This is a genomic window from Alloacidobacterium sp., assembly GCF_035631355.1.
Lineage (GTDB): Bacteria > Acidobacteriota > Terriglobia > Terriglobales > Acidobacteriaceae > Alloacidobacterium.
This window is the reverse complement of sequence record NZ_DASQIX010000007.1, coordinates 1-26,241: the sequence shown is the minus strand read 5'-3', so window position 1 is coordinate 26,241 and position 26,241 is coordinate 1. Positions and strand designations below refer to the sequence as shown.

Sequence of the window (26,241 nt, the reverse complement as noted above, 5' to 3'; positions counted from 1 at the left end):
CACCGCAAACGCGCTTCAATAGACTTCCAACAGAGCTTCCAGCCAATGTCGTTTCGCCTGAACCTGCGTTTCCCAATCCTTATTGCCACTCTATTCGCTTGCAGCCTGTTCCCGGCAGCGGCCCAGCAAACAGCCCAGGCTGCAACCAAGCAACAGCCGCCGAACCTCCAGCCCCCAAAGCCGGAAAAGCCGCCTGCTGCGCTCATCGATCCCGCCGGCCCGACCGTCAGCCTGCAAACCAGCGAAGCGCTCTTCGACGTGGCCGTTGCGCTCAACGCCTGCGGGTACGACAATGGCCTCTCCGAATCCGATCCCGTCCGCGCGCGCGTCCGCGACCAGCTTAACCAGGCTCTGGAGCAATCTGAAGCCGCCCGCGATGCTCGCGATAAGATCTGCGTCTACATCAACCAGCACCGCCTGGCCGACGCGAGCCGCGACCTCGCGCAGTATGTCTCGCTCGCCCTTTACCTCACTCCGCCACCCGACCTCGCCCTCAGCGTACAAGAGGACGACATGCCGCCCGACTCGACCCAGGTCATTGACATGCTGCCGCTGCTCCACGACTTCGTCGATAAGGCGCAGTTGCACCTCATCTGGGTGGCAAACCGCGCTGCCTATGACGACGAAATTGCCCGCCTCCACGACCCGCTCACGCGCATGATCGTCACCACCAACGTCTATCTCAAAATGCCGGCCAGCACTTATACCGGCAGCCGCTTTCTGGTCGTGCTTGAGCCGATGCTCTCACCTGCTGAAACCAACGCCCGTGTTTACGGACCAGACTATATTGTGGTTGCATCACCGGTGAACGGCACGATCCACATGCAGGAAGTGCGCCACACCTACTTGCACTATGTGATCGAGCCACTGCTTTACTCGCGCGCCACCGCAATGGATCGTCTGCTGCCGATCCTCAAGACTATCCGCGAAGCACCGCTCGACTTCCAGTACCGCAGTGACATTGTCTCGCTTGTCATCGAGTGCCTCATCCGCGCCATTGAAGCGCGCACCATGGACACCGGCATTGCCGAATACAAAATTCCCGACGACGTGCGCCGCGCCGACCTCGAACGTGAGACGCAAAAGCGCAACGCTTCATTGCAGCGCATCGCCACTGTCCGCCAGAACGCGGTCAACCAAAGCATGGTGTCAGGCTTTGTGCTTACGCAGTATTTCTATGACCAGCTCATCGCCTTCGAGCGCACGCCGGACAGTTTGAAGGAAGCGATCGGCCCCATGGTCTACGGCATGGACATCGACCAGCAGACGCATCACGCTCGCGACATCCAATTTGCCGAACAAGGCTCGTCTGACGTGATCCGCCACGCTACGCGCACACCCCACGGTCTGGATCTCGCCGAGATCAAGCTACACCAGGGCGACGCCGCCGGAGCGGAAAAGCTCGCGCAGCAAGCGCTGGCCCAGCACACGCCCGACCCTGGCCGCGCCGACTACATCCTCGCCCTGACCAGCGTCATGCAGGGCAAAATGGAAGACGCGGAAAAGAACTTCAACGAGACCATCCGCCTCTCCAAAGACCCACGCCTGGTTGCCTGGTCGCACATCTACCTGGGCCGTATCCACGATATCCGTGACGAGCGCGACGAGGCGCTGGTCGAATACAAAACTGCGCTGACCGTTCGTGATGGCCAGCCCGACACCAAGGCCGCCGCCGAAAAGGGAATCCAACAGCCGTTTGCTCCGCCAAAGAGCGCCCAGGGTGAGGATGACAGCGACGGCGCTTCATCTTCTGCTCAACCTAATGGGCAAGCACCTGCCGCTCAACCACACCATTAAATTTGAGCCGTTGGTAATTCGTGAACAACTGCGGTTTAGCTGGTGAGGATCTGCTCAAGCTTTTGCAGGTTTGCTCTTTCCCCCATAACAATCAGGAAATCACCTGCCGAGATTTCGAACTCAGGTGGAGGATTAAAAGTTGTTTCGCCTCCTTGTTTACGAATCGCAAGGACAATTACTCCGGACTTCCGCAACTCCAGTAGTTGGCCGAAAGTCTTCCTGGTGAACTCAGTTCTTGTGCTGACGCAGACCTGTTCCATGGCGACTCCGGAGCCGATGTTGCTTCTGGCGAAGTCCATAAACTCGACCACATGCGGTCTCAGCAAAACATCTGCAAGCTGGCGTCCTGCCATTGCATACGGAGTAAAGACCGTGTCGGCCCCGGCGCGACGCAGTTTTTCTCCGGCTTCTTCCTCTGAAGCTCGCGTCACGACCGTCAATTTAGTGTTCAGCGTTTTCGCAGAAAGAATGATGAAGAGATTTTCAGCATCGGAGGGCAATGCGGCAATCAGACCTCTTGCCCGGAGCACTCCCGCTTCACGAAGGCAGTCGTCATGCGTTGCATCCGCAACAATTGCCAGCATTCCCGCGCTCGCCGCCTTTGCGACACGCTGCTCATTGCGGTCAATCACCAGGAAAGGAGCATTGGCCCGCTGAAGTTCATACGAGGCGTTGCGGCCTACGCGTCCGAAACCGCAGATGATGAAGTGGTCCTGCAAGTGATCGATCATGCGTTTTTTCCTACGCTTGCCATAGCGGTCCTGTAACTCGAGTTCGATGATTGACTGGGTCATGGCGCCGACTGCCAGAAACATGGCGCTCACGCCAAACATGATCAGAAATGAATTAAAAATGCGCCCTGCATGGCTGAGAGGCCGTATTTCCTGGTAGCCGACGGTCGTGATTGTCGTGAGAGTCATGTAGAAGGCATCGAACCATGAATAGCTTTCGATCAGCACAAAGCCAGTAGTGCCAACGACTACTATGATGCTTAGCAGCCCGGCGATTAAAAGAATGCGGCGCACCAGACGTCTTTGCATCAAGGTATCCTCTAATAATCGCTCGTCTCAAAACGTCAGAGTCATCATGATGGGTCACTACGCACAAGCGCCACTGCGGTCAGGTCATCGCTGCAATGCGGCTTCCCCGGATGTAGTAGATCGTAGATGTGCCACCAGGGAGATTTTCCAAACTCATGCGCTTCTCGCAAAACGGCTTCGCAGATGTCCGAGGCTGAATCCGTAGAATTCTCCAGGATCTGCCGAATGCGTTCGCTGCCAAATGTCATTGCTCCTCGTCTACTCTCGGTAATTCCCTTCGTTACAAGAAGCAGCTTTGCGTGCGGTTCGAATGCCAGGACTGCGGGCTCGTAAGTACTGTGAGTGAAAAGCCCCATCGGCATTCCGCCTGATTCAAGAATGCGCACGCTCTCCGTATCATGGAACACCGCAAGAAGATGCCCTGCGTTGTGATAAGTAAGGATTCCGAGTGCCAGGTTGTAGCAACCTAAAAAAGCAGGGGCGAACCGTACGCCATGGGCTGCCTCAATCAAAGAGCGGTTAACATCGCGCGCCAAAAGGGCAATGCCTTCGGATTCATTTGCATCTGGCGTCCCGAACAGCTGTTGCGCTCTCATTTGGAACACATTTTGCATTTGGGCTGCAATGGGGAAAACTTCTCTTCGCCTGCCAGCGATATCTGTCAGCAGGAAGATGACACGGGAGCCAATTGCCACTCCATCGAAGAAATCCCCGCCGCAGCGGGCCGAGCGATACCTGGCCTTGATGTTAAGGCCCACAAGCTGGGGCAAACTAACCGGGAGAGGAGTCAGGTTTGCCAAATCCGGCACCGCGCCCAAATCTATCTGAGAGATCATCCCCTCTCCTGATGAAAAGCATGGTACCTGAGGACCAGTGACTCTCAGCGAATTTTTCTGTCTGGGCAAACTCGTAGTCTAAGCCACCTCATACCAGCCTCTTTGAACAGCGTCCAATAAATCGACTAAAGTAAAAGAGGGCTGCATCGCAAATGGGGCAACCGGCATTTCAACCGCTCGAACGCGCTCTCGGACACAAGTTCGAGCAGGATGCGCTGCTCGTCAAGGCGTTGACCCATAGTTCTCTCGCCCATGAATTCCAGCTTTCTGAAGCCAGCCCGGCAGACCAACCGCCCCCGAAAGACAACGAGCAAATGGAATTCCTCGGCGATGCCGTCATCGGCCTGCTGGTCGCCGAGTCCCTATACAAGCGCTTTCCTGAGCTTAGCGAAGGCGAGCTGACGCGCCTGCGCTCCGCTCTTGTCAGCCGCAAGCATCTCGGGCAGGTGGCGGCGCGGCTCAAGCTGGGCAAATATCTTCGGCTCGGCAAAGGTGAAGAGCGCAGTGGGGGACGCAAGAAAGCTGCGCTGCTGGCCAACTGTATGGAGGCGGTCGTCGCCGCTATCTATCTTGATGCCGGCCTTGGAGCGACCAGCGCTGTTGTCGAGCGCGAAATTGTCTCCCCCTCTGTCGCTCAATTGCAAAAAGAGCTGGTCGAAGGCCGCAGCATTGGCGACCACAAATCAGCACTCCAGGAGTTTCTTCAGGCGCAGAAGGGCACCCAGCCCATCTATGTCGTTAAAGGCGAAAGCGGTCCTGACCACCGGAAACGCTTCACGGTCGAAGTCCGGGTAGCTGATAACGGAGTTCCCGGCAAGGCCCTCGCCCGAGGCACGGGCACAACCAAAAAGAAGGCAGAGCAGGAAGCAGCGCGGCGCGCACTCGAAAAGCTCAGGATTCCGGCAGAGACCATCGCCGGGGAGGCTGCCGATGAATGAGCCTCAGATGGTCGAAGCTCCGCCCGCGCCGGACACTACGAACCAGCCAGCAACACTGTACAAGCACCACATTGTCTATCCTTCTGTGCTAGACACGGCGCGCTCGCTGCTCTCCGTCATCGTCATTGCGCTATTTGTGCTGACGTTCATCGTGCAGCCCTTTCGCATTCCGTCTGAATCCATGGAGCGCACGCTTCTGGTCGGCGATTTCCTGCTGGTCAATAAGACCATCTATGCGCCGCCCGGCATCTGGAAATGGCTGCTTCCATACCGCCAGATTCAGCGCGGCGACATCGTCGTCTTCCACTTTCCGCTCGATCCACCGGACCATGTGGTCAAGCGTGTGATCGCCGTCCCTGGTGACCGGGTCCATCTGCACGACGGTCAGGTTTACATTAACGGGCAGCCAATCACTGAGCCATACGCTGTGTACGAAACGTCCTATTCAGACAACTTCCGCGACCAGTTTCCCACTATGCTTTACACTGATCCGGGCGTCGATACCGGTTGGTGGGCCGAGATGCACCATGACGTACAGCAAGGTGAGCTGATTGTGCCGCCGAATCATTACTTTGTTCTGGGCGACAACCGGAACCACAGTCGCGACAGCCGCTACTGGGGATTCGTGCCCGGACCCAACGTTGTCGGACGCCCGTTCATCATTTATTTCTCTATCCGCAAGCCCTCGACGACAGATGTTCCCGACCTTCCAGGTGATAGACTCGGACACGACAAAGACCCGGTGAACAGCGTCGTTGATTTTGCCCGCTGGGACCGCATGTTCCGCATCGTACGGTAGCTCTGCAATACTAAAGACACATGGAACAAACTCTGGAAAAACAAACGGAAAAGAAACAGGCCCACCACGAAGAAACTCCCCTTGAGTTCATCGCCTCCATCTGCAGCGTGCTCGTGCTGGGACTCTTCGCGCTCACTTTCATCTTCCAGAACTTTGAGATACCGTCCGCGTCCATGGAAAAGACGCTGCTTATCGGCGACCACGTCCTCGTTGACCGCATGACCCTTGCCCCGCCGACGAAATGGGCTCCCTTTGACCACCACCGCGATGTGAAGCGCGGCGATATTATCGTCTTCTATAAGCCCGTCATTGATACACCCGGTGGCGAGCACATCTTCCTGGTCAAGCGCGTCATCGGCATTCCGGGAGACCGCATTCACTTGCGCGGCGGCGTTGTCTATCTCAATGGCGTCCCTCAGAACGAGCCGCAGGCGGCCAAGGCCACGGATTATTTTCCCTACCGCGACGATTTTCCCTCAGTACCGCCCTCGCAGGCAGCCGACGTAACCGCCGAATGGGCCGTAGATCTGCCCAACCATATTCAGGGCGACGACCTGATTGTGCCGCCGGGCCATTATTTCGCCATGGGAGACAACCGCCCATTAAGTTTGGACAGCCGCTACTGGGGATTCGTGCCAAGAGAAAACATCGTAGGTAGGCCGCTCTTCGTCTACTGGTCCTTCGTCACTCCGGAAAACCAGATCGACAAAACTTCCATAGGAGATCGTGTCGGCTTCATCTTCCACATCATTCTGCACTTCTTTGATCAAACCCGCTGGAGCCGTACCTTGCACCTGATCAAATAGCTTCTATGAATGCTTCGGTTGAGGGGCGTAGAAGCTGGATGAATTTACGCTAAAAAAAATGCAGGGCGACAGCAAGTTGCCGGATGTATGTTTCAATCAGCAGTGGAAACGATCAATCAAACCCCGCGCGCGTCTCGACGAAAACACTGGATTGTTCTTGCTTTGCTCCTGGTGGTGGTCGCAGCCCTCGTCCTGCCGCCGCTCATCAACCTGAACCGCTACCAACGGCGCATTGCTGAAGCCATCAGCAACAGCCTCGGCCGTCCTGTCCATCTCGCGTCGGTCACGCTGCGCTTGCTGCCGCGTCCGGGGTTGGCGTTGAGCGATGTCATCGTGGAAGAAGACCCGGCCTTTGGGGCCGAGCCGACGCTGCGCGCGCCCAGTGTGGATGCTTACATTCGGCTAACATCTTTATGGCGCGGACGCTTGGAAATCGGGCGTATCAGCTTTGATCAGCCGAGCCTCAACCTTGTCCGCAACAGCGAAGGGCGCTGGAACATCGGGACAGTACTGCTGCAGGCCTCGCACATCTCCAATGCCCCGACCGCGCAAAGGCGTATCAGCTCCGCACCGCGATTTCCTTATATTGAGGCCAGCGATGCGCGCGTAAATTTCAAAATCGGCAATGAGAAAAAGCCGTTTTCTCTGTTCAATGCCGATTTCGCTATGTGGCTCGCCAATCCCGACGAATGGCGCATCCGGTTGGAAGCCCAGCCGGTACGCACCGACCTCGATCTAGACCTATCGGATACCGGCCTGCTGCGCGTGGAAGGCTCGCTCCATCGCGCCAACGAAATCGGGGGCATGCCGCTTGATCTGAGGACTGAATGGTCGAATGCGCCCCTGGGCCAGATTGCCCGCCTGCTGATCGGGCGGGACACGGGCTGGCGTGGCAATCTGGATGTGACAGGTACAATCAAAGGCGACGCCTTCAATCCGCAGTTCAAGTCGCGCATCCGGATTGCTGCCATGCACCGCCAGGAATTCGCGCCGCTCGATGCCTTCAATATTGATGCCACCTGTCAGGGGGTATACCACCATGATTTCCGCTCACTGGAAGACCTGACCTGCCTCTGGCCCGTCGACGATGGCCATCTACTACTGACCGGAACCGTGCCCGATACCGATCATCCGAAGCCCACATTGAATCTTCAGATCCAGAACGTCCCTGCTGCTTTTGGGCTGGCGGCGTTGCGCCTCGTCCGTAATGGTTTTGCGTCATCGGTACAAGTCTCGGGAAAGGTGATGGGGAACCTGGCTTATACCTCGTTGCCCATGGAAACCCTGACGGGCGACGCGACCGTAAATGGTCTCGCGCTGCGCATCCCCGGCATGAACGCGCCGCTCACGTTTCCAGTACTGCATATTGTCACCTCCGTCGCGCCTCCGCCGGCCCGGCATCGCATGGCGCGAAAAAAACCAGTTGCGGCGACTGATCCTGCATCGCTCCATCTTGCCAATGTGAGCATTCCCCTTGGCGAAGCTGCGCCGCTGACAATTTCTGGCGACTTTACGCGGTGGAATTTTTCGCTACATTTCAGCGGCGATACATCTGTTGAGCGCCTGTTGCCAATCGCGTCGAATCTGAGCCTTCTGCGTCATGCGGCCTCGGCGCTGGCGCCGCAGGGGAGTGCCGCACTTGACCTGACGGTGCAGGGTCCCTGGCTGCAACCTGCCAGCGCTCTCGTTAATCCTGGGCCGACCACATTTACAGAGGGTTCGCTGCATTTGAAGAACGCCAAGTACCAGGCCGACTTTCTACCTGAGCCGGTGGAAATCGTCTCAGCGCAGGCTGTGCTTTCGCCTGCGCAAATCGTATGGAACCCTGTTTCAATCATTTTCCACAAAATTCCGGCCACACTGTCTGTAACTTCGCCAATTCCCTGTTCCGATCAGGCTTGCGTCCGCGACTTTTCTCTCACAACAACACAGCTTGATGCCGGAGCGCTCCAGTCAGCCATTATGGGGGCAGGCGACCATCGCGAATTCCTGCAACAAATTCTCGCGCGTCTGGACCGCCACAAAGTCCTGTGGCCCACATTCGACGGCACAATTCGCGCTGCGACCTTTACGCTCGGACCTCTCGCCCTTCACGACGCCAGCGCTTCATTGCATATTGCAGGAAGAAAAATCCAGTTCACCTCGATTGAGGCACATGCGTTGAACGGCATTTTGCAGGCGACGGGCACGATGGACGCAACGAGCGGTGCTCCCCAGTACAGCTTGAATGCGCAGCTTCTGCACGCGAATGCCACGACGTTAATGGCCCTGTGGCATGAACCTCCGGTCTCGGGATTCGTCAGCGCAACGACGCACCTGGAACTATCAGGATATGCAGTGGACGATCTGGCCCAGTCCGCGCAAGGAACTTTTCACTGGGACTGGACGCAGGGCGCGGCCACACTTGTCCTCGCATCGCTGACACACTTCGACCATTGGAGCGCTGACGGGACGATCAAGAACAGGCAGTTCACCTTTGATCAATCACAAATTGTAAGAGGTCCGCAAAGGCAGACGGTTACGGGATCAATCTCTTTCGACAGGAAACCTAATCTAACCATCTCGGACCATGTGGAGCCCACTCATGTAGCTAGAGCAGTTCAGCGCACTCCGTAGATAACTACTGAGAGAAAAGCAGATCCTTCCCCCCGCGAAGGATGACAAAGTATTATTTGGTTGCGAAGGTGGAAATTACCTTAAGCAAATTATTTTTGTGTCTCAACCTCGGCCTGTTTCTTTTCTTTGTTGTCTGCGAAGCTTTTTGCTGCCAGAAGAACGCGGTCGCGCGCATAAGCCGCGTCATGCCATCCACGGACTTCGACCCGCTTTCCTTCAAGGTCCTTGTAAATCGAGAAGAAGTGGGTAATTTCCTTGAGAACGTGGGGATAGATTTCCGAATAGTTCCACACGTCGGTGTAGCGGGGATTGTTCTTGCCGACGGCCAATACCTTTTCGTCGAGAACGCCCTGGTCCAGCATCTCCATCAGCCCGATTGGACGCACCTGCATCACGCACCCAGGAAAGCTGGGCGCATCCACCAGCACCAGCACATCTAATGGATCGCCATCATCGCTCAACGTCGAGGGGATAAATCCGTAATCCCCCGGATAGTGCACCGGTGAATACAAATTGCGATCCAGCCGAAAGACATGCAACTGCTTGTCGTACTCGTATTTATTAATGCCCTCGAACGGGATCTCGATGACCGAGTTGATCACCTCGGGCACTTTATCTCCAATCGGCAGTTCCAGATAATTCACCATGCGAATCCAGTGTACGCAATTTGATATGAAATTGCCGATGCCCGCAGGTAGCGCGAGCTCCCAGGTGCGCAGGGCGCGGAGTCCTTTATAATCGAGCGTAATGAAGGCCCATGTCTATGTGACGCTCAAGAGAACAGTGCTGGACCCCCAGGGCCAGACCATTCAGAACGCACTCAAGAAGATGCAGTACAAAGGCGTAAACGACGTCCGCCAGGGGAAATATTTTGTACTGGACATCGACCGCGCGCTGGATGCCGTAGCCGCCAAACAGGAAGTAGAGCGCATCGCCAAAGATGTATTGACCAATCCTGTCATTGAAGAGTTCACCTACAAGCTGGAAGACGCATAGACTGCGCGCTTTGACATATCCCGTACAATCTGACTATGTGTGGCATTGTCGGCTACGTTGGCAGTAAGGAAGTAGTCTCCGTCATCATCGAAGGCTTACGTCGCCTCGAATACCGCGGCTACGACTCGGCCGGAATTGCTGTGGGTGGAACAGGCAACGGCCTGGAACTGCGTCGCGCACCGGGCAAGCTGCGGAAGCTGGAAGAAGTTCTCCACGACCGTCCTATCCACGGGACATACGGCATCGGCCACACGCGCTGGGCCACCCACGGACGGCCTACAGAAGAAAACGCTCATCCCCATCGTGACTGTACTGGACGCATCGTCGTCGTGCATAACGGAATCGTCGAGAACTATCTCGCGCTTAAGCACGAACTTAGCGCTGAAGGTCACAAATTCGTAACCGAGACGGATACGGAGATCATCGCTCACCTTATCGAACAGGAAATGGTCTCCGCTGCGACTTCTGGAAAGACCATGCCGCTCGAAGAGGCTGTGAGTCGGTCGGTAGCACGTTTAACGGGCGCGTTCGCCATCGTCGTTATCTCTGCCGACGAGCCGGACAAGATTGTTGCCGCGCGCTTTGGGCCGCCTGCTGTTATAGGTATCGGCGAAGGCGAATACTTTGTCGCTTCGGACGTGCCTGGAATCCTGCACCACACGCGCAATCTCTATTTTCTCGCCGATGGCGACATGGCAGTGCTTACTCCGGCGGGCGTGCATCTCACCGACTTTGCGGGCAACGCCATCGAGCGCCCAGTGCAGCGCATCCAGTGGGACCCGATCCAGGCGGAAAAGGGCGGCTACAAGCACTTCATGCTCAAGGAAATTTTCGAGCAGCCGCGCGCCATTCGTGACACCACTCTCGGCCGTATTTCGCTCGATACCGGCAAGGTCTTTCTGAGCGAAATGAAGATCAGCAGGGGGGATTTCCGCCGCGCCACCAAGATCAACATTGCCGCGTGCGGCACCAGTTGGCACGCCGCCACGGCTGGAAAGTTCATGATCGAGCGTCTCGCGCGGGTACCTGTCGAAGTTGATTACGCCAGCGAATACCGCTACCGCGACCCGATCCCTGATCCTACAGCGCTGGGCCTGCTTATTACGCAGTCGGGTGAAACCGCCGATACCCTGGCTGCGCAGCGCGAGATGATTGCCAAGGGATCGAAGACCATTGCCATCTGCAACGTGGTTGGGGCGATGATCGCGCGCGAAGCACATGGCACGATCTACACTCATGCCGGGCCGGAGATTGGCGTTGCGTCAACGAAAGCCTTTACGGCGCAGTTGGTCGCTCTTTTCCTATTTGCCGTGCATCTGGCGCAGTCACGCCAGATCATATCCGACGATGAAAGCCGCGTTCTGATTGAAGAGCTGACGCTGCTTCCCGGAAAAGTGGAAGAGATTCTCCGCACTTTAGATACCGAGTGCGAAAAGCTTGCCCGCATTTACTCCAATGTCAGCGATTTCCTTTTTCTCGGACGAGGCATACATTACCCCATGGCGCTGGAAGGCGCTCTCAAGCTCAAAGAGATTTCTTACATCCACGCCGAAGGCTATCCGGCCGGCGAGATGAAGCACGGCCCCAATGCGCTGATCGATGAGACGCTCCCTGTGGTTGTGCTGGCTACGCAGGACAAGAGCAACCGCGACTCAAGGCTGCGCTATGAAAAGACGTTATCGAACATTCAGGAAGTGACGGCACGCTCCGGTAAAGTTATTGCCGTCGCGGTTGAAGGGGACCATGAAATCGGACAGCTTGTGGACCATGTCCTGTATGTTCCACGTACATCTGAGCTGTTGCTGTCCGTGCTTGATGTGATTCCGCTGCAATTGCTGGCTTACCATATCGCGGTGCGGCGCGGCTGCGACGTAGACCAGCCGCGCAATCTGGCGAAATCCGTGACTGTTGAGTAGCTACTTTGCTCCGATGAGCCGGATGCGCGCGGTGATGGCCCTGCCCTGAGGCTCAGTGAATGTGCCAAAGGCAGGCGAATCGATATTGTTGTTCACAATGCCGGGATCTTTGCCGTCAGTCGCGTTCTCGAGAACTCCGCGCAGGCCGAAATAAGCGCCGCGGAAGTGGAACCGCCATTCCAGGCCGGGACTGAAAGAAACGTAGTCGGGAAAGCGGTATGAGCCTGCCGCCCCCACCACCTGGTGGTTGGCATCGATTGCGGTAAAGGGAAACCCTGACTGCCATTGAAGCGTGTAGACAAAATCCCAGCTCTTCTTGAATTTCGGAAGCAGGAATGGCAGCCAACCCCATGAAATGAGCCGGTTCGGCACGTCCCATGCCAGAGGGCAGCTCTGCTGCGGTCCCAGTTGCGATATGGTCGGCATGTAGTCGAGCGCGGCATTAGTGTGTGCTGACGATCGCGTATAAGAGCCAAAAAGTGTGTATCCATTGGCGAACGTGTGGCGCGCGTCGAACTCTATCGCGTTATAGTGGTCGCTTCTTTCATTGGTGAGCAGATAGGTTCCGGACAGCGCGCCTGGACCATTCTGATTGGCATATACAAAGCCATTGCTGATTCGCTTCTGGATGAAGTTCGCCGCAGCGTAAGTTTCACCGGGCAGCTTTCGCTCGACACCGACGCTCCAGTTGATGGCGCGTATCTGGTGCAGGGAATCATCGTCAGCCTGGAAAATCGTTTCAAGTGCGGGACTTACGGGAGTGATGCCATCAACCGCGTAGTAGGTGTCATAGCGAACACCTGCCAGCGCCCGCGTCAGATAGTCAAGCTGCGTATGCTCATAGTAGAGTCCAATACCTGCTGAAAGCTTGGTTTTGGCTTCTCCTCCGGGCGGAGCATATACCACTGCGAGACGAGGAGAAAAGAGAGGATGACGGACAATCTCGTCCCAGTCGAAACGCAGCCCCGGCTCGAACAGTAGTCCAGGGCGGGCGAGCCAGCGGTCCTGCATGTATGCGCCAGTTTCAACGTTGTGCCGCGTAAATGGAGTGAAATCCGGGAAAACGCTGCGGCGCAGCAGGGTTCTGTCCTCCCGCAGGTAACTCACCGGAGCAAGCGACACATCCTCATCGAAAGAGACATGGTCGAGATCAATTCCGGCTTTAAGATCATGACGCCCGAGCCAGTGTCGCGGAGGGACATAGAGCGTGGCCGTTCCCTCCTCGCGCAGCGAATGAGAGATTTGGCTTTCGAAAAAACTGCCCTGCGGCAATTCAGGCGTCAATTCGTAGGGCTGGTTACCATACGGCTCAAAGCCATCACGGAAGCGCACGACGCCGAAGCCCGCATCCAGCAACACGCCGTTCGCAAAGGTATGTTGATCGCGCACGTATGGCAGCCATGCCACTGTATCGCGCTTTACCGTACTTTCCTGTGGAGTCAGCGATGAGATGCCGTCATAAGGCGAGTGATAATCGTTGAAGAGAAATCCCCCAGAGAGGATGTTTGCCGGAGTGAGATTGACCTGCGCCTTCACCAGATTGCTGCCGCGTATCACATGGTTCGTGTCTTCTCCAGCAGGGAGCTCCTGTATGTAGATGTTGTCGTATTCTGTTTCAAGACCATCAAAGAACCACGCACGATTGCGGACAATCGGCCCGGAAAAGGTGAGACGCGGCACAAACTTGTCGAAGCGAATGCCGTTGACGTTGTGGAATGAGGGAAGGAAATCGGTCGCATTAAACCGGAACTTGTTGTCGCCCATGCCGGTATAGAGCGCTACTATGCCGCCCGTAGTCTTGCCGAACTCGACTGGGTAGCGCGTCGTTTCCGTATCGATCGATCGCACGGCATCGGTACTTACGCGCATGGCGAGAATACCGCTCACCGGGGAACGAATATCGAACCCATCCAGCAGATCCAGCGTCGCATAGGTTTCCGATCCAGCAACGTGTACCTGCCCTGTAGTATCCTGCACGATACCCGGATTGAATGGCAGAAGGTTGCGAATGTCCCGCGAAGTAGGATATGGGATGTTGACGATCTCCGGTGTGTTCATCGTATTCTTGAGCGAGGTCTGCTCCGGATCGATACCGACAGTCGAAGCGGTGACATCGACCTGCTCGCGGACAATCTGCTCATGCGCGAGCACGACAGTTACGGTTTCAAGATGCGCGTCTATGTCCGATTTAAGGACCTGGTAAAAGCCGGGTTTCCTCACAAGAAGCTGGTAGGGAGCGTCGTGATGTAATGGATAAGAGCAGCGGCCTGCATAATCTGTCCGCATCTCAACAACGGGCCGTCCCGGTTCATCAACACTCACGCTGGCGCCGGAGACCGCCAGTCCATTTTCGTCCGAAAGGGTGAGGACTACCGGCCTTTGGGCGAAGGCTTCCAGCGCGAAACACAGAAGGCTGGTGATCACTCCAATTGCCAATCGGCGATGGGGCATCAGATTCACGGGGGACACTATTTTGGACGTACGCGGAAAATTCAGCGGAAGCTAATAAACATCTGTCTGATAGCGTTTCGCCTTCTTCATGCTGGCAAGATATTCCTGCGCAGCTTCCGGCGTGCCATTCAAGCCTTTGGCAATGGTCTCCAGAAGCGCGGTTTCCACATCTTTTGCCATCCGGTTGGCGTCGCCGCATACATATAGATGCGCTCCGCGTTCCAGCCAACGATATAGCTCTGCCTCATTTTCGCGCATGCGGTCTTGTACATAAACTTTGTGTGCCTGATCGCGGGAAAAGGCCGTATCGAAGCGTGTCAGAACACCGTCCTTGAACATTCCTTCGAGGTCTTCGCGATAAAGAAAATCTGACGCGCGTCGTTGCTCGCCAAAGAAAAGCCAGTTATCGCCCTTGTGACCATGTGCCTTGCGGTGTTGCAGGAAGGCCCGGAAAGGTGCGATTCCCGTACCCGGACCGATCATGATGACCGGCGTATCGGTATTTTCCGGAAGGCGGAAATTGTTGTTCGAGTGCAGGAAGATCGGCATCGTGCAACCTTCCGGCGCGCGGTCTCCCAGATGCCCGGAACATAATCCCTGCCTGTCGCGGTTATGGGCCGTGTAGCGAACCACGCGCACGATTGTGTGCACGGCGTCTTCCACCAGCGACTGCGATGAGGCAATAGAGTACATGCGCGGAGTGAGCCGCGCCAGCACGGTAAACAACTGCTGAGGCTGGGTTATTCCGCCGGGATACTCGGTGATGAGATCGATGAACTCGCGACCCCAGACATATTTCTCGGCCAAGGATCGATTGTCGGGCAGCGTCAGCGATTTCAGGGCAGCCAGCCCTGGCGCCGACTCCGGAGCGACCTTTGCGTATGCATTGACGGCGCTTCGAGTGAGCTTGCCGATGGCCAGCCTCGTGCGCAGAGCTTCCTCAAGGCTGATCTGGACTTTGTAGTGGTCCAGTACGCGCTCATCGCCTTTGAAGTGGAGCTTCTCCAGCACCTCGACTACCTCAGAGGGCCGGTTCTCAGGCACGATGCCGACGGCATCGCCAGGCGTATATTGCATTCCCGGTTCAAGCTCCAATTCAATATGACGCGTCTCTTTTTCTGAGCCGGGTCCAGTGACCAGCATATTGACCAACATGCGCGATATATAGGGATTGTTCCGGGTGTACTTTTGCGGCTCTGTGCTCATAGGGTAGTCAGGTTTTTGGGGCAGATTCTCGTTAAATCGAGTATAGCTGTTACGCTTACCGCTCCTCTGATTGCTGTTGCCGTTAAACGCAAGAGATAATTTCAAGAGAGGAGCGTGCGCAAGCATTGGATAGACCCCTTCTTACTGCCCGTCTTGAACAGAAATTACTTCTCTCCGCGTCCGCGCAGTCCTATCACCTGGAATTCTCCATCGACGAGCTCTCGCATTTTGACTTCACGGCGGGTCAGTTTATCTCCTGTGCTGCCGTCGATGATCGAGGCAAGACCCAGACCCGCGCCTACTCCATCGCCTCAGCACCGAGGGCAAATCAATTCGACCTTTGCATAAATCGCGTTGAAAACGGCTTTTTCTCAAACCTGCTCTGTGATCTCGAACCAGGACAAACTGTCCAGTTTCACGGCCCGCATGGAGTGTTCACACTGCGGCAACCGCTGACTGACTCGATCTTCATTGCCACGGGAACCGGCATCGCGCCGATTCGCGGATTCGTAGAGTGGCTGTTCCCTGAATCCGGCGAAGATCGCAGCCAGGGTCGTCCCATTTGGCTCGTCTATGGCACACGCCACGAAACCGGTCTCTATTATCAGAAGTATTTTGAGAAAGTTGCCGCTGAACGGCACAACTTTCGTTACCTCTCGACTCTGAGCCGCCCACGCGACGGATGGAAAGGATTGCGCGGATATGTCCAGAACCACGTCGCTGAAATCGTCACTGAGCGCGCTAGGGAACACACAGAACCAGTTGTCGCTGTGGCCGAGCCAATGGGCTTCGACATCCATGCTTATATCTGCGGCCTGAACAAGATGGTTTCCGCAAACCGCGACAAGCTGAAGGAGCTGGGCTGGCAGAGAAAGCAAATTATCTTCGAGCGCTACGATTGAGTGAGTTCTAGTGCATTTTCGGCGTTGCGGTGAACCAGTGAACCACAGGTCCCTCCACTACGTCATTGCTACGCAATGACTTCGGTCGGGATGACAATTGCGTCTGGGATTACACCAATCCCAGACTCGTCTAACTCCAGTAACTCCGGTCGAGCGTACGGTACTGGATGGCTTCTGCAATATGCGGGACTGTGATGGCTGGAGCGCCTTCAAGATCGGCAATTGTGCGCGCCACTTTCAGAATTCGGTCGTGAGCGCGCGCGGTCAGTCCCTGCTGCTGCATGGCCCGCTCTAGAAGACGCTCCGCGTCTGGCCCCAACTCGCAGAAGGCGCGAATCTGCCGCGTACTCATTTGCGCATTCGAGTAAATTTTCTCAGCTGCCGAAATAAAGCGTTCGCGCTGAAATACCCGCGCAGCCAGCACGCGCGCCCGGATTGCCGCCGAACTCTCACTCGCTGCTCCGGCACGCAGCTCACGGTACTGCACTGCCGGCACTTCGATATGAATATCGATGCGGTCAAGCAGCGGCCCTGACACCTTTGACACATAGCGCTGGATCATAGGCGGCGTGCAGGAGCACTCGCGTGACTTGTCATTGAAATAGCCACACGGGCACGGGTTCATCGCTGCCGCCAACATGAAAGCAGATGGAAAAGTCAGGGACATGGATGCGCGGGCGATGACTACATTGCGGTCTTCCAACGGCTGACGCATGACTTCCAGTACATTGCGCGGAAACTCCGGAAGTTCATCCAGGAAGAGCACGCCATTGTGCGCCAGCGACACTTCGCCGGGACGCGGGACTGCGCCGCCGCCAATCAGTCCGGCATCGGATATCGTATGGTGCGGCGAACGAAAAGGCCGCTGCGTCACCAGACCCGCATCGGCATCGAGTACTCCGGCGACTGAGTGGATCTTTGTGGTCTCCAGCGCTTCTTCAAAACTTAACGGTGCAAGAATTGATGGCAACCGCTTTGCCAGCATCGTCTTGCCCGAGCCAGGCGGCCCGATCATCAGAATATTATGCCCACCGGCAGCCGCCACTTCCAGCGCGCGCTTCGCGGTCTGCTGCCCGCGGACATCGGCGAAGTCCACATGATAATGCTGTAACTCGCCCAGCATCTCGGCTGTCTGTATGCGAAACGGTTCGGTGTGAATCCCACCATTGCCTGCGGCGTTCAGCAGCTCACGCACCTGATTTAGTGTCTCAACAGGATAGACGTTTACGCCCTCGACGACTGCCGCTTCGCGCGCATTGGCTTTGGGAATCACGAGGTTCTTGATTCCACGCTCGCGCGCCGCAACTGCAACCGGCAGCATTCCGGAGACGGCGCGAAGGCCGCCATCCAGCCCCAATTCGCCAACCAGCAGGAACTGACTCAGATCGCGAAGCTGCAAAGCGCCATAGGCGCCGAGAATGCCGATCGCCATGGGCAGATCGAACCCTGAGCCTTCTTTTTTAATGTCAGCCGGGGCAAGGTTGATGGTGATGTGCGTCGAAGGCACATCGAAGCCCGAATTCTTGATCGCGGCGCGCACGCGGTCGCGGCTTTCGCGCACGGCGGCATCGGGCAGGCCCACGGTATGGAAGTGGTCTTCAGTTGTTTTAATTCCGGAAAAATCAACTTCAACGTCAATAATGTTCGCGTCGATGCCGTACACGGCGGCACTCAGGGCCTTGAAAAGCATAATTTTTAACTGGTAAGTGGCTGGAGTATAGCATCGCCGGAGTGCCCAAACGTGAGACAAACGCTCTCAGCGCGAGGCACGAAGCAAACTTTAGACACATGCGAAGCACAACACCATCTTGCAGGACTAAAATCAACTCTCGTGAAGACGAGCCTTTTTGATCTTTTCAAGGTTGGCATCGGACCATCCAGTTCGCACACGATGGGCCCGATGCGCGCCGCACGGCGCTTTGTTCTCACTCTTGAAAAAGCCGGAATTCTGGATCAGGTGACGTGCGTGCAGGCCGACTTGTATGGCTCGCTCGCCCTCACCGGGATGGGCCATGGCACCGACCGCGCGGTGCTGCTCGGGCTTTCTGGAGAGGAACCCGCGACCATCGATCCTGAAAGCATTGGACCGAAGCTGCAACAGATTCGCAGCGCACATCGGCTGTCGCTTGCCGGAAGAAAGCCCATCGCATTCAGCGAAGCGAAGGACCTGCTCTTTCATCGTGACCGGATGTTTCCCGAAGGCGCAAAGACGCAGCATCCTAACGGCTTACGTTTTACTGCCTTGGATGACACCGGCGCGTCTCTCGCAAGTGAAGTCTTCTTTTCCATTGGCGGCGGTTTTATCGTCTCTGACGCGGAGGGCGCAGGCAAAGGGCCCGTCATGGCGACAGCCAAATTGCCGCATCCCTTCAAGAGCGCGGCAGACCTTTTGGAGACGGCGGCTGAAAAACAGCTCACGATCCCGGATCTGATGCTGCAAAACGAATCGGCTTTGCGCTCGCGGCAGGAAGTTCGAGGTGGGATCCTCCACATCTGGAGCATCATGCAGGGCTGCATCGACCGTGGCATGAAGACCGAAGGTATCCTGCCGGGCGGATTGAATGTGCGCCGCCGGGCGCCGCGGCTTGCCGCGCGTCTCCGCGAAAAAGGCTCTGTGGATCCCCTGGCTCCGCTCGACTGGGTGACTGTCTATGCCATGGCGGTGAATGAAGAGAACGCCGCAGGCGGACGCGTCGTAACCGCGCCGACCAATGGAGCCGCTGGAGTCATTCCCGCCGTAGCGCGCTACTATCGCGAATTTATTCCAGGCGCAGATGATGAAGGCATTCTTCGCTACTTCCTCGCATCAGCCGCCATCGGCATCCTTTACAAGGAGAATGCTTCGATCAGTGGCGCGGAAGTCGGCTGCCAGGGAGAAGTCGGCGTTGCCTGTTCGATGGCCGCGGGCGGCTTGATGGCTGCGATGAACGGCACAAACGGTCAGATCGAGCACGCCGCTGAAATCGGCATGGAGCATAATCTCGGGATGACCTGCGACCCCATCGGCGGTCTAGTGCAGATTCCCTGCATCGAACGCAACGCCATGGGCGCAGTTAAGGCCGTGCATGCCTGTCGCATTGCTCTTAATGAATTAGAGAGCCACAAAGTCTCACTCGATCAGGTCATCAAGACAATGTATCTCACCGGTCTCGACATGCAGTCGCGCTATAAGGAAACGTCTCTGGCTGGTCTGGCGCTGAACGTTATCGAATGCTGAATCCTCAGCGCTCCACCGCCATCGCTACAGAATTTCCCCCGCCCAGACAAAGCGCGGCCACACCGCGATGCACATCACGCCGGATCATCTCATGGATGAGCGTCACCAGGACGCGCGCGCCGCTTGCGCCAATGGGATGTCCGATGGCCACCGCGCCGCCGTTTACGTTCACCTTCTCAAGGGGAATTCCCAATTCGCGTGTCACTGCAATAGCCTGCACGGAAAATGCTTCGTTAAGTTCGAACAAATTCACGCTGTCTGCCGTCCATCCGGCCCTGGCAATGACTTTCTGCACGCCGGTCACTGGAGCCATCATCACCCATGCCGGATCGACGCCGCTGGTTGCCTGCGCGCGGATCCGCACCATCGGTTCCAGCCCCAGCGATTTTGCTTTTGCCGCTGACATCACTACCAGTGCCGCCGCTGCGTCGTTCACGCCGGGAGCGTTTCCCGCCGTTACCGTGCCATCTTTTTTGAAGGCCGGCTTCAGGGCGCGCAGCGCTTCAATGCTGGCGTCTCCACGAATCGACTCGTCCTGCTCGAATAGCAGCGGCGCCTGACCTTTCTTCTTTGCGGGAATCTCTACCGGGACTATCTGCGATTTAAAGCGACACTCTTTCCAAGCTGCAGCCGCTTTACGATGCGAGTTCAGCGCATACTCATCCTGTTCCTCGCGGGTGATCTTGTACTTATCGGCAACGTTCTCCGCCGTCTGCCCCATGTGGTAGTTGTTGAACGAGTCCCACAGTCCATCATTCACCATGGAATCTACTGCGGTGGCGTTTCCCATGCGGAAGCCGCTGCGCGCATTGGGAAGCAGGTAGGGAGCGTTCGTCATAGACTCCATGCCGCCGGCGACGACGATTTCCGAGTTTCCTGTCTGGATCGCCTGCGCTGCCAGAGCAACAGCTTTCAGGCCCGAGCCGCAGACTTTGTTGATCGTCATCGCGCCAACCGCGGGTGATAGGCCACCATTGAGCGCTGCCTGGCGTGCTGGATTCTGACCGAGTCCGGCAGAAACGACGTTGCCCATAATGCATTCGTCAACAGTCGAGGCATCAATTCCGGTTCGCCTCACAGCCTCGCGCACGGCAATCGCGCCCAGTTGGGTCGCAGAGAGGTCAGACAATGCACCCTGAAACTTCCCCACAGGAGTGCGCACGCCGGAGACAATCACGATTTCTTCCATAACCAAACTCCACACTTCGTTAGACGGCAAACACACGAAGATATCAAGCCCGGGATGTAACAATCAATTCAAGGACTGCGCAAACGATGAGTGAAAAATTCGCCACACAACCACCCCGGACCATCGCGCCGTCGTGGCACACGGTCCTGCTCATTGTTCCTGTGCTTATTTTTTCGCTGCTGGGAAGCATCCGGCCGACGCATCACGCGCTCAGCAGCCACCACATCGCGCAATACCTGGCGACGCTCGCCTGGGAATGGGTCCTTGCCGCGCTTGCTCTCTGGGGCGTTCGCATGCGCCGTGTTCCGCTGCGTCAACTTCTCGGCGCGCGCCGCCCTACGCTGCGCGACTGGAGAGACGACATCGTGCTAGCCGCCGCCTTCTGGGTCGCGTCTCTAATCATCCTCACGGCGGTTGGCGTCATTTTCAAACTTGCTCATCTCGCAACGCCGCAGAAAACTTTGGCACAGCTTGCCCCGCAAAATGCGTTTGAGCTGTTGCTATGGGTGGTACTCAGCATTTCCGCCGGAATCTGCGAAGAACTAGTGTTTCGCGGCTACTTGCTGCAGCAGTTCGCAGGTGCCGGACGCAGCATCTGGGCAGGCGTCGTAATCTCATCGCTGCTCTTCGGCATCGCACACGGATATGAAGGCGCGAGTGGAGTGATCGCGATCACCATATACGGGGCGCTTTTCTGCGTATTGACCATCAAGCGAGGGAGCCTGCGTCCGGGCATGATGGCGCACGCGTGGCACGATATTTTTTCCGGGATCGCCCTCATGCTGCTGAGACATGTGCGCATGTTTTGAATTTTCCCGGAACACTTTCGTCATGCCCGCCGCCATAATTGGCACAGAAGTTGAAAAAGTTTCTCATTTTTTTCTTGACACTCTTTTTGTAGAACTCTATACATTCGTTAACTGCAGCATTTGTTGTTGCAGTACACGAATAGGGAGAATAGATAACTATGGCAACCAAGAAAGCAGCAAAGAAGCCAGCGAAGAAGGCAGCGAAGAAAGCTGCAAAGAAGAAGTAAGCAAAGAAACAAGGCAACACTAAGGGGGACGCGAATAGCGTTCCCCTTAGTGTTTATGCGGGCATTTCGCTTTTCTGTGAGAATAGAAATCCTTATGACCAGACGCAGATGGATAGCCGATAGTTGGGGTGAAGGCACCGCATCGCTTACCGGCGAACAGGCCTCGCACCTCATCCGCGTGCTGCGCGCGCAGCCCGGCACGGAATATGACATCGTCGCCGGCGATCGCGTCTGGCATGGAGTCATCGTCGGCATCTCGGGCGACGCCGTCCGCTTCAACCTCATCGCTGAAGTTCAGGCCGACCCGGCGCTGCCCATCACGCTGCTGCTTTCCATTTTCAAGTTCGACCGCCTGGAGTGGGCCATCGAAAAAGGAACGGAACTGGGAATCGAACGCATCGTGCCCATCATCGCCCGCCGCAGCGAGAAACATCTCGCGCAATCGGCACAGAATCGGGTCGATCGTTGGCGTCGTATCGCTCGCGAATCAGCGAAGCAGTCGCGCCGTTCGGATATTCCCGTGGTAGATGATGTGCTGCCCCTGAAAATAGCAGCGCGTCAAACCAGCGACGTGGTGCGCCTCTTGCTTGCCGAGCAGGAATGCTCGACCACTCTGCGAAATGCTGTCGAAGAAGCTATTAGAAATGCTGGAGCGGAAATGCCGGCCATCCGGATGGCTGTAGGGCCTGAAGGCGGATGGACAGCGGAAGAAGAAGCGCTCTTCGATGCTGAAGGCTGGAAGTCAGTGAGCCTCGGGCCGCGTATCCTCCGCGCCGAAACCGCAGCCATCACCGCAACTGCAGTAGTAGCCGCATTGCTGGAGTGAACAGGGCACAGGGCACAGGGCACAGATCACAGATTACAGAAATACCCGAACAAAATGCTGTCTCATTTTCAAAGGGGTTCCGTTTCAGAATCTGGGGACCTGCACCCTGTGACCTGAGCCCTAATTAAACATCTCTTTCACTTTCGAAAACAGACTCCGCGAAGTCGGAACATTTTCTACGGTGAGCGACTCGCCGAGCTGCCGCAGCAATTCCTTCTGCAGCTTCGTCAGCTTCTTTGGCGTCTGTACCACCACTTGGATAACAAGATCGCCGCGTCCGTGCTCGTTGAGATAAGGCACACCTTTGCCACGAAGGCGAAATTCTTTGCCGCTCTGCGTCCCTTCGCCAATCTTGAGGTTAGTGTCCCCTTCGAGCGTTGGAATTGTGATCTCGGCTCCCAGCGCCGCCTGCGAAAACGAAATTGGAATAACGCAGTGCAGGTCATTGCCTTCGCGCTCGAAGAAAGCATGTGGCTTGACCGAGAGCACAATGTAAAGATCACCCGATGGACCGCCGAAGCGCCCAGCGTCGCCCTCGCCCTGATAGCGGATGCGCGTGCCTTCTTCCACGCCTGCGGGAATCTTGACCTGCAACGTATGCTGTTTTTCCTGCCGTCCATCGCCGCGGCAAGTTGTGCAGGGATCGGTAACCACGCTCCCCGTTCCGCCGCAGGCGCTGCATGTCCGCGCAATCGAGAAGAAGCCCTGCTGGTAGCGCACCTGTCCGCGTCCCTGGCATTGCGAGCAGGTTGAAGGACCGCGTCCGCTCGCCGTGCCTGTTCCGTGGCAGGTCGAGCATGCCTCGGCGCGGCGGATCGTGACCTGGACTTCTTTGCCGAAGACAGCCTCTTCAAACTCAATGACGTGGTCATAGCGCAGATCGCGCCCGCGCTGCGCACGCGAAGCGTGTCCTCGAGAGTTGCCGCCGCCCATATTGAACATCTCGCCAAAGAAATCGCCGAAGATGTCGCCAATATCGCCCATGCCGGCAAAGGGATCGCCATTGCCGCCTACTCCGCTCACGCCCGCATGGCCGTACCGGTCATAGGCTGCGCGCTTCTGCGGATCGCTCAGGACTTGATATGCCTCGCTGCATTCCTTGAATTTCTCCTCGGCTTCGGCATTGCCGGGGTTGCGATCGGGATGGTACTGCATCGCGAGCTTGCGATAAGCGGTCTTCAACTCCTGGTCGGAGGCGGTCCGCGTCACGCTTAACACTTCGTAGTAATCGGCTTTAATCACGTTGGCTGTTCGGCTCATGCTTCTTTCTGCTGCGGGTTGTTCACTACGCGGACAAGGGCGGGCCGCAGGAGCCGCTCCTTAATCTTGTAGCCGCGGCGGACCTCTTCGAACACCTGATGGTCCGGCAAATCAGGCCGCTCGACCATTTCGAGCGCTTCGTGCACGCGCGGGTCGAACGAAGCGCCCACAGACTCCACTGGCTGAACATTCAACGACCGCAGCGCCTCTTCCATCTGCTTCACGATCAGCTCCACGCCTGTCCGAAGCTGCTCTGCCGAGCCGGTCGATTTCAGCGCCAGTTGAAAATTATCCAGCACCGGCAGGAACTGCTCGATGGCGCCGGCAACGGCAAATTCGCGGAAATCATTCCGCTCCCGCGCCTCGCGCTTGCGGGCGTTCTCAAACTCGGCCTGCAATCGCGCTACCCGGTCAACAAGTCCATCACGCTCGGCTTTGACCCGCTCCAGTTCTTCCGCTGGATTGGATGTTTCCACCGGCACAATCGCTTCAGCCTGCGGCTCATCCGCGACAGCCGCTGTAGTTGCTTTCTGATTCTCTTCTTCGTTCACAGTTTTCTCGTCCAATGTTTTTCTGCTCATATCAATTCAAACCTTTTGCGAGACGCGTTCAAACCGCCTGCCGACTATTGCCCAGTCTGTTTTTAGATGCCCTACTGAGGGGGCTGGAATATCCGGTCTGAAAGCTGCGCGATATAGGAGACTGCGTTGATCGTCTCCTGATACTGCATGCGCGTTGGGCCAATCACCGCGACCGTGCCGAAATTCTCCGCCCCCAGCCTTGCCGGCGATCCAATCAGCACCAGGTTCTCCATCTCCGGCATGGCCTCTTCCAGCCCGACCACGACACGCACCGAATGCTGTCGCGCATCCACATAAGCATTCAGCAATTCCACTATGCGCTGCTTGGCCTCAAGCGCCGCCAGCATCTGGCGCAACCGCTCGCGGTCCAGTTCACTGGCCAGCAGGTTGGCCACGCCTTCCACGAAAATTGTCTGCAGGCCGCCATCGGCGTCAAGTGCGCCCTTGCGGCATAGCTCATTTACCGAGGCCATCAGGCGGTCATACTCGCTGCGCTCCTGCTCCATGCGCCGAGTCAACTCTGTGCGAATGCGATCAATCGACCAGCCATGAAAATTCTCGTTCAGAAACCGCGCCGAAGCTTCAAGCTCGACATGTGTCAGATCATGGTCAAGCATCAGCATCCGGTCCATCACCAGGCCAGCCTTCGTGACCACAACCGCAAGCACTCGTCCTGCCGTAAGCCTCGTAAAGTGGATGTGCTCCAGGGCATGGACCTCAATTGTCGAAGCCAGCGCCACTCCCACGCCGCTCGAAATCAGCGCCAGCACATGCGATGTGCGCTCCAGAAACTGCTGGCTGTTGCTAACTCCAGCAAAACTGTCGTCAATCTGTTCGCGCTTTTCCTGTGTCAACGGGAGATGCTTTGACGCGCCACTCAGCTGCTCCACATAAAAGCGAAACGCCTTCGCCGTCGGAACACGCCCCGCCGAAGTATGCGGCTGGTCGAGAAGCCCCGCGTCGCTGAGCGAAGCCATCACGTTCCGGATGGTTGCCGAGCTCAGGCCGTCCTTGTCGGCAAACTGGCGCGCAACTGCCTGCGAAGCCACCGGTTCCCCGGTAGTGATGTAGTGCTCGATAATAGTAGTCAGCACCAGCCGCTCACGCGGGCTGATTCGCAGTTCGGAAGCCATGTTCCCTCGGTGTCAGACCATCCGCCAAACTGACTACAAGATAGTCTTCTCCTTCTTAATTTTAGTGCATTTTCGGAAGGAGCGTATCGATTAACGCAGTGCTCCGAGGTAACATCAGACGACCACTATACAGTGCTATGTGATTCACTGGTGGCGATTTTACGAAACAAAGTTCAACAATATCCGCTTAAAAGTAAAAACGGCACGGTCAAGGCCGCACCCGTTGGTAACAAGTCTAAGCAGAAATCCTACGCGCGGCTCAGATAAGCCCCTTCAGCCGTGTCCACGCGAATCTTCTCGCCTTCATTGATAAATGGAGGCACCTGCACAATCAGTCCGGTCTCTGTCTTTGCTGGCTTGGTCACAGAGGAAGCAGTAGCCGACTTCAACCCCGGCTCCGTCTCGACAACGGTGAGTTCAACGGTCTGTGGCAGCTCAATACCCACGGCCACACCGTCGAAGAACGACACCGTGATTTGAAGATTTGGCGTCAGGTATTCAACCGCATCACCCAGCGTGTCATGCTTCAAGTGTGTCTGCTCGTAGTTCTCCGTGTTCATGAAGTAATAGTCGTCGCCGTCGTTGTAGAGAAACTCCATCGCGATCTCATCCACCACCACGCGATCAATCGCGTCCGCGGAGCGGAAGCGGTGCTCAAACATTGCGCCGGAGCGCAGGTTCCGCAGCTTGGCCTGG

At 56.7% G+C, this 26,241-nt stretch carries 23 protein-coding genes; 12 read left to right on the top strand and 11 right to left on the bottom strand.

What is annotated here, in order from left to right; all coding sequences use genetic code 11:
- Nucleotides 1-45: 45 nt before the first annotated feature.
- A complete protein-coding gene (locus VEV40_RS01985) occupies nt 46-1,797 on the top strand; it encodes a hypothetical protein (RefSeq protein ID WP_324829764.1) in 1,752 nt (583 codons plus the stop codon).
- Nucleotides 1,798-1,832: 35 nt separating this feature from the next.
- On the opposite strand, the gene VEV40_RS01980 is transcribed toward VEV40_RS01985, so the two are convergent.
- Nucleotides 1,833-2,837, bottom strand: a complete 1,005-nt coding sequence (locus tag VEV40_RS01980; RefSeq protein WP_324829763.1) for a potassium channel family protein — start codon at nt 2,835-2,837, stop codon at nt 1,833-1,835.
- A gap of 44 nt (nt 2,838-2,881) precedes the next feature.
- On the bottom strand, nt 2,882-3,673 hold the full coding sequence (locus tag VEV40_RS01975) for a PP2C family protein-serine/threonine phosphatase (protein WP_324829761.1): 792 nt from the start codon (nt 3,671-3,673) through the stop codon (nt 2,882-2,884).
- Nucleotides 3,674-3,825: 152 nt separating this feature from the next.
- Between VEV40_RS01975 and rnc the strand changes: the two genes are divergently transcribed.
- From rnc to VEV40_RS01955, 4 genes are all read left to right on the top strand, one after another.
- Complete coding sequence (gene rnc, locus VEV40_RS01970; protein WP_324829759.1) at nt 3,826-4,611, top strand: ribonuclease III; 786 nt, start codon at nt 3,826-3,828, stop codon at nt 4,609-4,611.
- Nucleotides 4,604-5,410 carry a signal peptidase I gene (lepB, locus tag VEV40_RS01965; RefSeq protein WP_324829758.1) on the top strand — a complete coding sequence of 269 codons (807 nt, stop codon included), beginning with the start codon at nt 4,604-4,606 and terminating at the stop codon, nt 5,408-5,410. Before rnc ends, lepB (VEV40_RS01965) begins: the two co-directional genes overlap by 8 nt.
- 20 nt (nt 5,411-5,430) lie before the next feature.
- Nucleotides 5,431-6,216, top strand: coding sequence for a signal peptidase I (lepB, locus tag VEV40_RS01960; RefSeq protein WP_324829757.1), 786 nt, complete (start codon nt 5,431-5,433; stop codon nt 6,214-6,216).
- A gap of 87 nt (nt 6,217-6,303) precedes the next feature.
- Nucleotides 6,304-8,832 carry an AsmA family protein gene (locus VEV40_RS01955; protein WP_324829756.1) on the top strand — a complete coding sequence of 843 codons (2,529 nt, stop codon included), beginning with the start codon at nt 6,304-6,306 and terminating at the stop codon, nt 8,830-8,832.
- Between the two features lie 89 nt (nt 8,833-8,921).
- On the opposite strand, the gene VEV40_RS01950 is transcribed toward VEV40_RS01955, so the two are convergent.
- Nucleotides 8,922-9,479, bottom strand: coding sequence for an inorganic diphosphatase (locus tag VEV40_RS01950; RefSeq protein ID WP_324829755.1), 558 nt, complete (start codon nt 9,477-9,479; stop codon nt 8,922-8,924).
- A 100-nt stretch (nt 9,480-9,579) separates the two neighbouring features.
- On the opposite strand from VEV40_RS01950, the gene purS reads away from it, so the two are divergent.
- On the top strand, nt 9,580-9,828 hold the full coding sequence (purS, locus tag VEV40_RS01945; RefSeq protein ID WP_324829753.1) for a phosphoribosylformylglycinamidine synthase subunit PurS: 249 nt from the start codon (nt 9,580-9,582) through the stop codon (nt 9,826-9,828).
- A 35-nt stretch (nt 9,829-9,863) separates the two neighbouring features.
- Nucleotides 9,864-11,744 carry a glutamine--fructose-6-phosphate transaminase (isomerizing) gene (glmS, locus tag VEV40_RS01940; protein WP_324829751.1) on the top strand — a complete coding sequence of 627 codons (1,881 nt, stop codon included), beginning with the start codon at nt 9,864-9,866 and terminating at the stop codon, nt 11,742-11,744.
- Here glmS and VEV40_RS01935 read toward each other — a convergent pair whose 3' ends face one another.
- Together VEV40_RS01935 and VEV40_RS01930 are read right to left on the bottom strand one after the other, a co-directional pair.
- The gene (locus VEV40_RS01935) at nt 11,745-14,195 is read right to left on the bottom strand and encodes a hypothetical protein (protein WP_324829750.1); all 2,451 of its coding nucleotides are present in this window, start codon (nt 14,193-14,195) and stop codon (nt 11,745-11,747) included.
- Between the two features lie 51 nt (nt 14,196-14,246).
- On the bottom strand, nt 14,247-15,401 hold the full coding sequence (locus VEV40_RS01930) for an oxidoreductase (protein WP_324829748.1): 1,155 nt from the start codon (nt 15,399-15,401) through the stop codon (nt 14,247-14,249).
- A 125-nt stretch (nt 15,402-15,526) separates the two neighbouring features.
- Between VEV40_RS01930 and VEV40_RS01925 the strand changes: the two genes are divergently transcribed.
- Entirely contained in the window at nt 15,527-16,303 is a 777-nt protein-coding gene (locus VEV40_RS01925; protein ID WP_324829746.1) for an FAD-dependent oxidoreductase, read from the top strand.
- Nucleotides 16,304-16,433: 130 nt separating this feature from the next.
- Here VEV40_RS01925 and VEV40_RS01920 read toward each other — a convergent pair whose 3' ends face one another.
- Nucleotides 16,434-17,993: a YifB family Mg chelatase-like AAA ATPase gene (locus tag VEV40_RS01920; RefSeq protein ID WP_324829745.1), complete on the bottom strand. Its 1,560-nt coding sequence runs from the start codon at nt 17,991-17,993 to the stop codon at nt 16,434-16,436.
- Nucleotides 17,994-18,134: 141 nt separating this feature from the next.
- Here VEV40_RS01920 and VEV40_RS01915 point away from each other — a divergent pair, with 141 nt between their 5' ends.
- Nucleotides 18,135-19,520, top strand: coding sequence for an L-serine ammonia-lyase (locus VEV40_RS01915; RefSeq protein ID WP_324829744.1), 1,386 nt, complete (start codon nt 18,135-18,137; stop codon nt 19,518-19,520).
- 4 nt (nt 19,521-19,524) lie between these two features.
- On the opposite strand, the gene VEV40_RS01910 is transcribed toward VEV40_RS01915, so the two are convergent.
- Complete coding sequence (locus VEV40_RS01910; RefSeq protein WP_324829743.1) at nt 19,525-20,709, bottom strand: acetyl-CoA C-acetyltransferase; 1,185 nt, start codon at nt 20,707-20,709, stop codon at nt 19,525-19,527.
- Between the two features lie 86 nt (nt 20,710-20,795).
- Between VEV40_RS01910 and VEV40_RS01905 the strand changes: the two genes are divergently transcribed.
- The 3 genes from VEV40_RS01905 to VEV40_RS01895 all read left to right on the top strand — a co-directional run bounded on the left by VEV40_RS01905 (nt 20,796) and on the right by VEV40_RS01895 (nt 22,571).
- Nucleotides 20,796-21,518 carry a CPBP family intramembrane glutamic endopeptidase gene (locus VEV40_RS01905; protein ID WP_324829742.1) on the top strand — a complete coding sequence of 241 codons (723 nt, stop codon included), beginning with the start codon at nt 20,796-20,798 and terminating at the stop codon, nt 21,516-21,518.
- Nucleotides 21,519-21,540: 22 nt separating this feature from the next.
- The gene (locus VEV40_RS01900; protein WP_324829740.1) at nt 21,541-21,768 is read left to right on the top strand and encodes a hypothetical protein; all 228 of its coding nucleotides are present in this window, start codon (nt 21,541-21,543) and stop codon (nt 21,766-21,768) included.
- A 71-nt stretch (nt 21,769-21,839) separates the two neighbouring features.
- The gene (locus tag VEV40_RS01895; RefSeq protein WP_324829739.1) at nt 21,840-22,571 is read left to right on the top strand and encodes a 16S rRNA (uracil(1498)-N(3))-methyltransferase; all 732 of its coding nucleotides are present in this window, start codon (nt 21,840-21,842) and stop codon (nt 22,569-22,571) included.
- A gap of 120 nt (nt 22,572-22,691) precedes the next feature.
- Here VEV40_RS01895 and dnaJ read toward each other — a convergent pair whose 3' ends face one another.
- The 4 genes from dnaJ to efp all read right to left on the bottom strand — a co-directional run.
- Nucleotides 22,692-23,813, bottom strand: a complete 1,122-nt coding sequence (dnaJ, locus tag VEV40_RS01890) for a molecular chaperone DnaJ (protein WP_414637778.1) — start codon at nt 23,811-23,813, stop codon at nt 22,692-22,694.
- Nucleotides 23,814-23,827: 14 nt separating this feature from the next.
- Complete coding sequence (locus VEV40_RS01885; RefSeq protein ID WP_324829737.1) at nt 23,828-24,412, bottom strand: nucleotide exchange factor GrpE; 585 nt, start codon at nt 24,410-24,412, stop codon at nt 23,828-23,830.
- Nucleotides 24,413-24,483: 71 nt separating this feature from the next.
- Entirely contained in the window at nt 24,484-25,545 is a 1,062-nt protein-coding gene (gene hrcA / locus VEV40_RS01880; protein ID WP_324829735.1) for a heat-inducible transcriptional repressor HrcA, read from the bottom strand.
- Between the two features lie 248 nt (nt 25,546-25,793).
- Nucleotides 25,794-26,241 (bottom strand): elongation factor P (gene efp / locus VEV40_RS01875; RefSeq protein WP_324829734.1); only part of this gene is annotated, 448 nt, incomplete at its 5' end.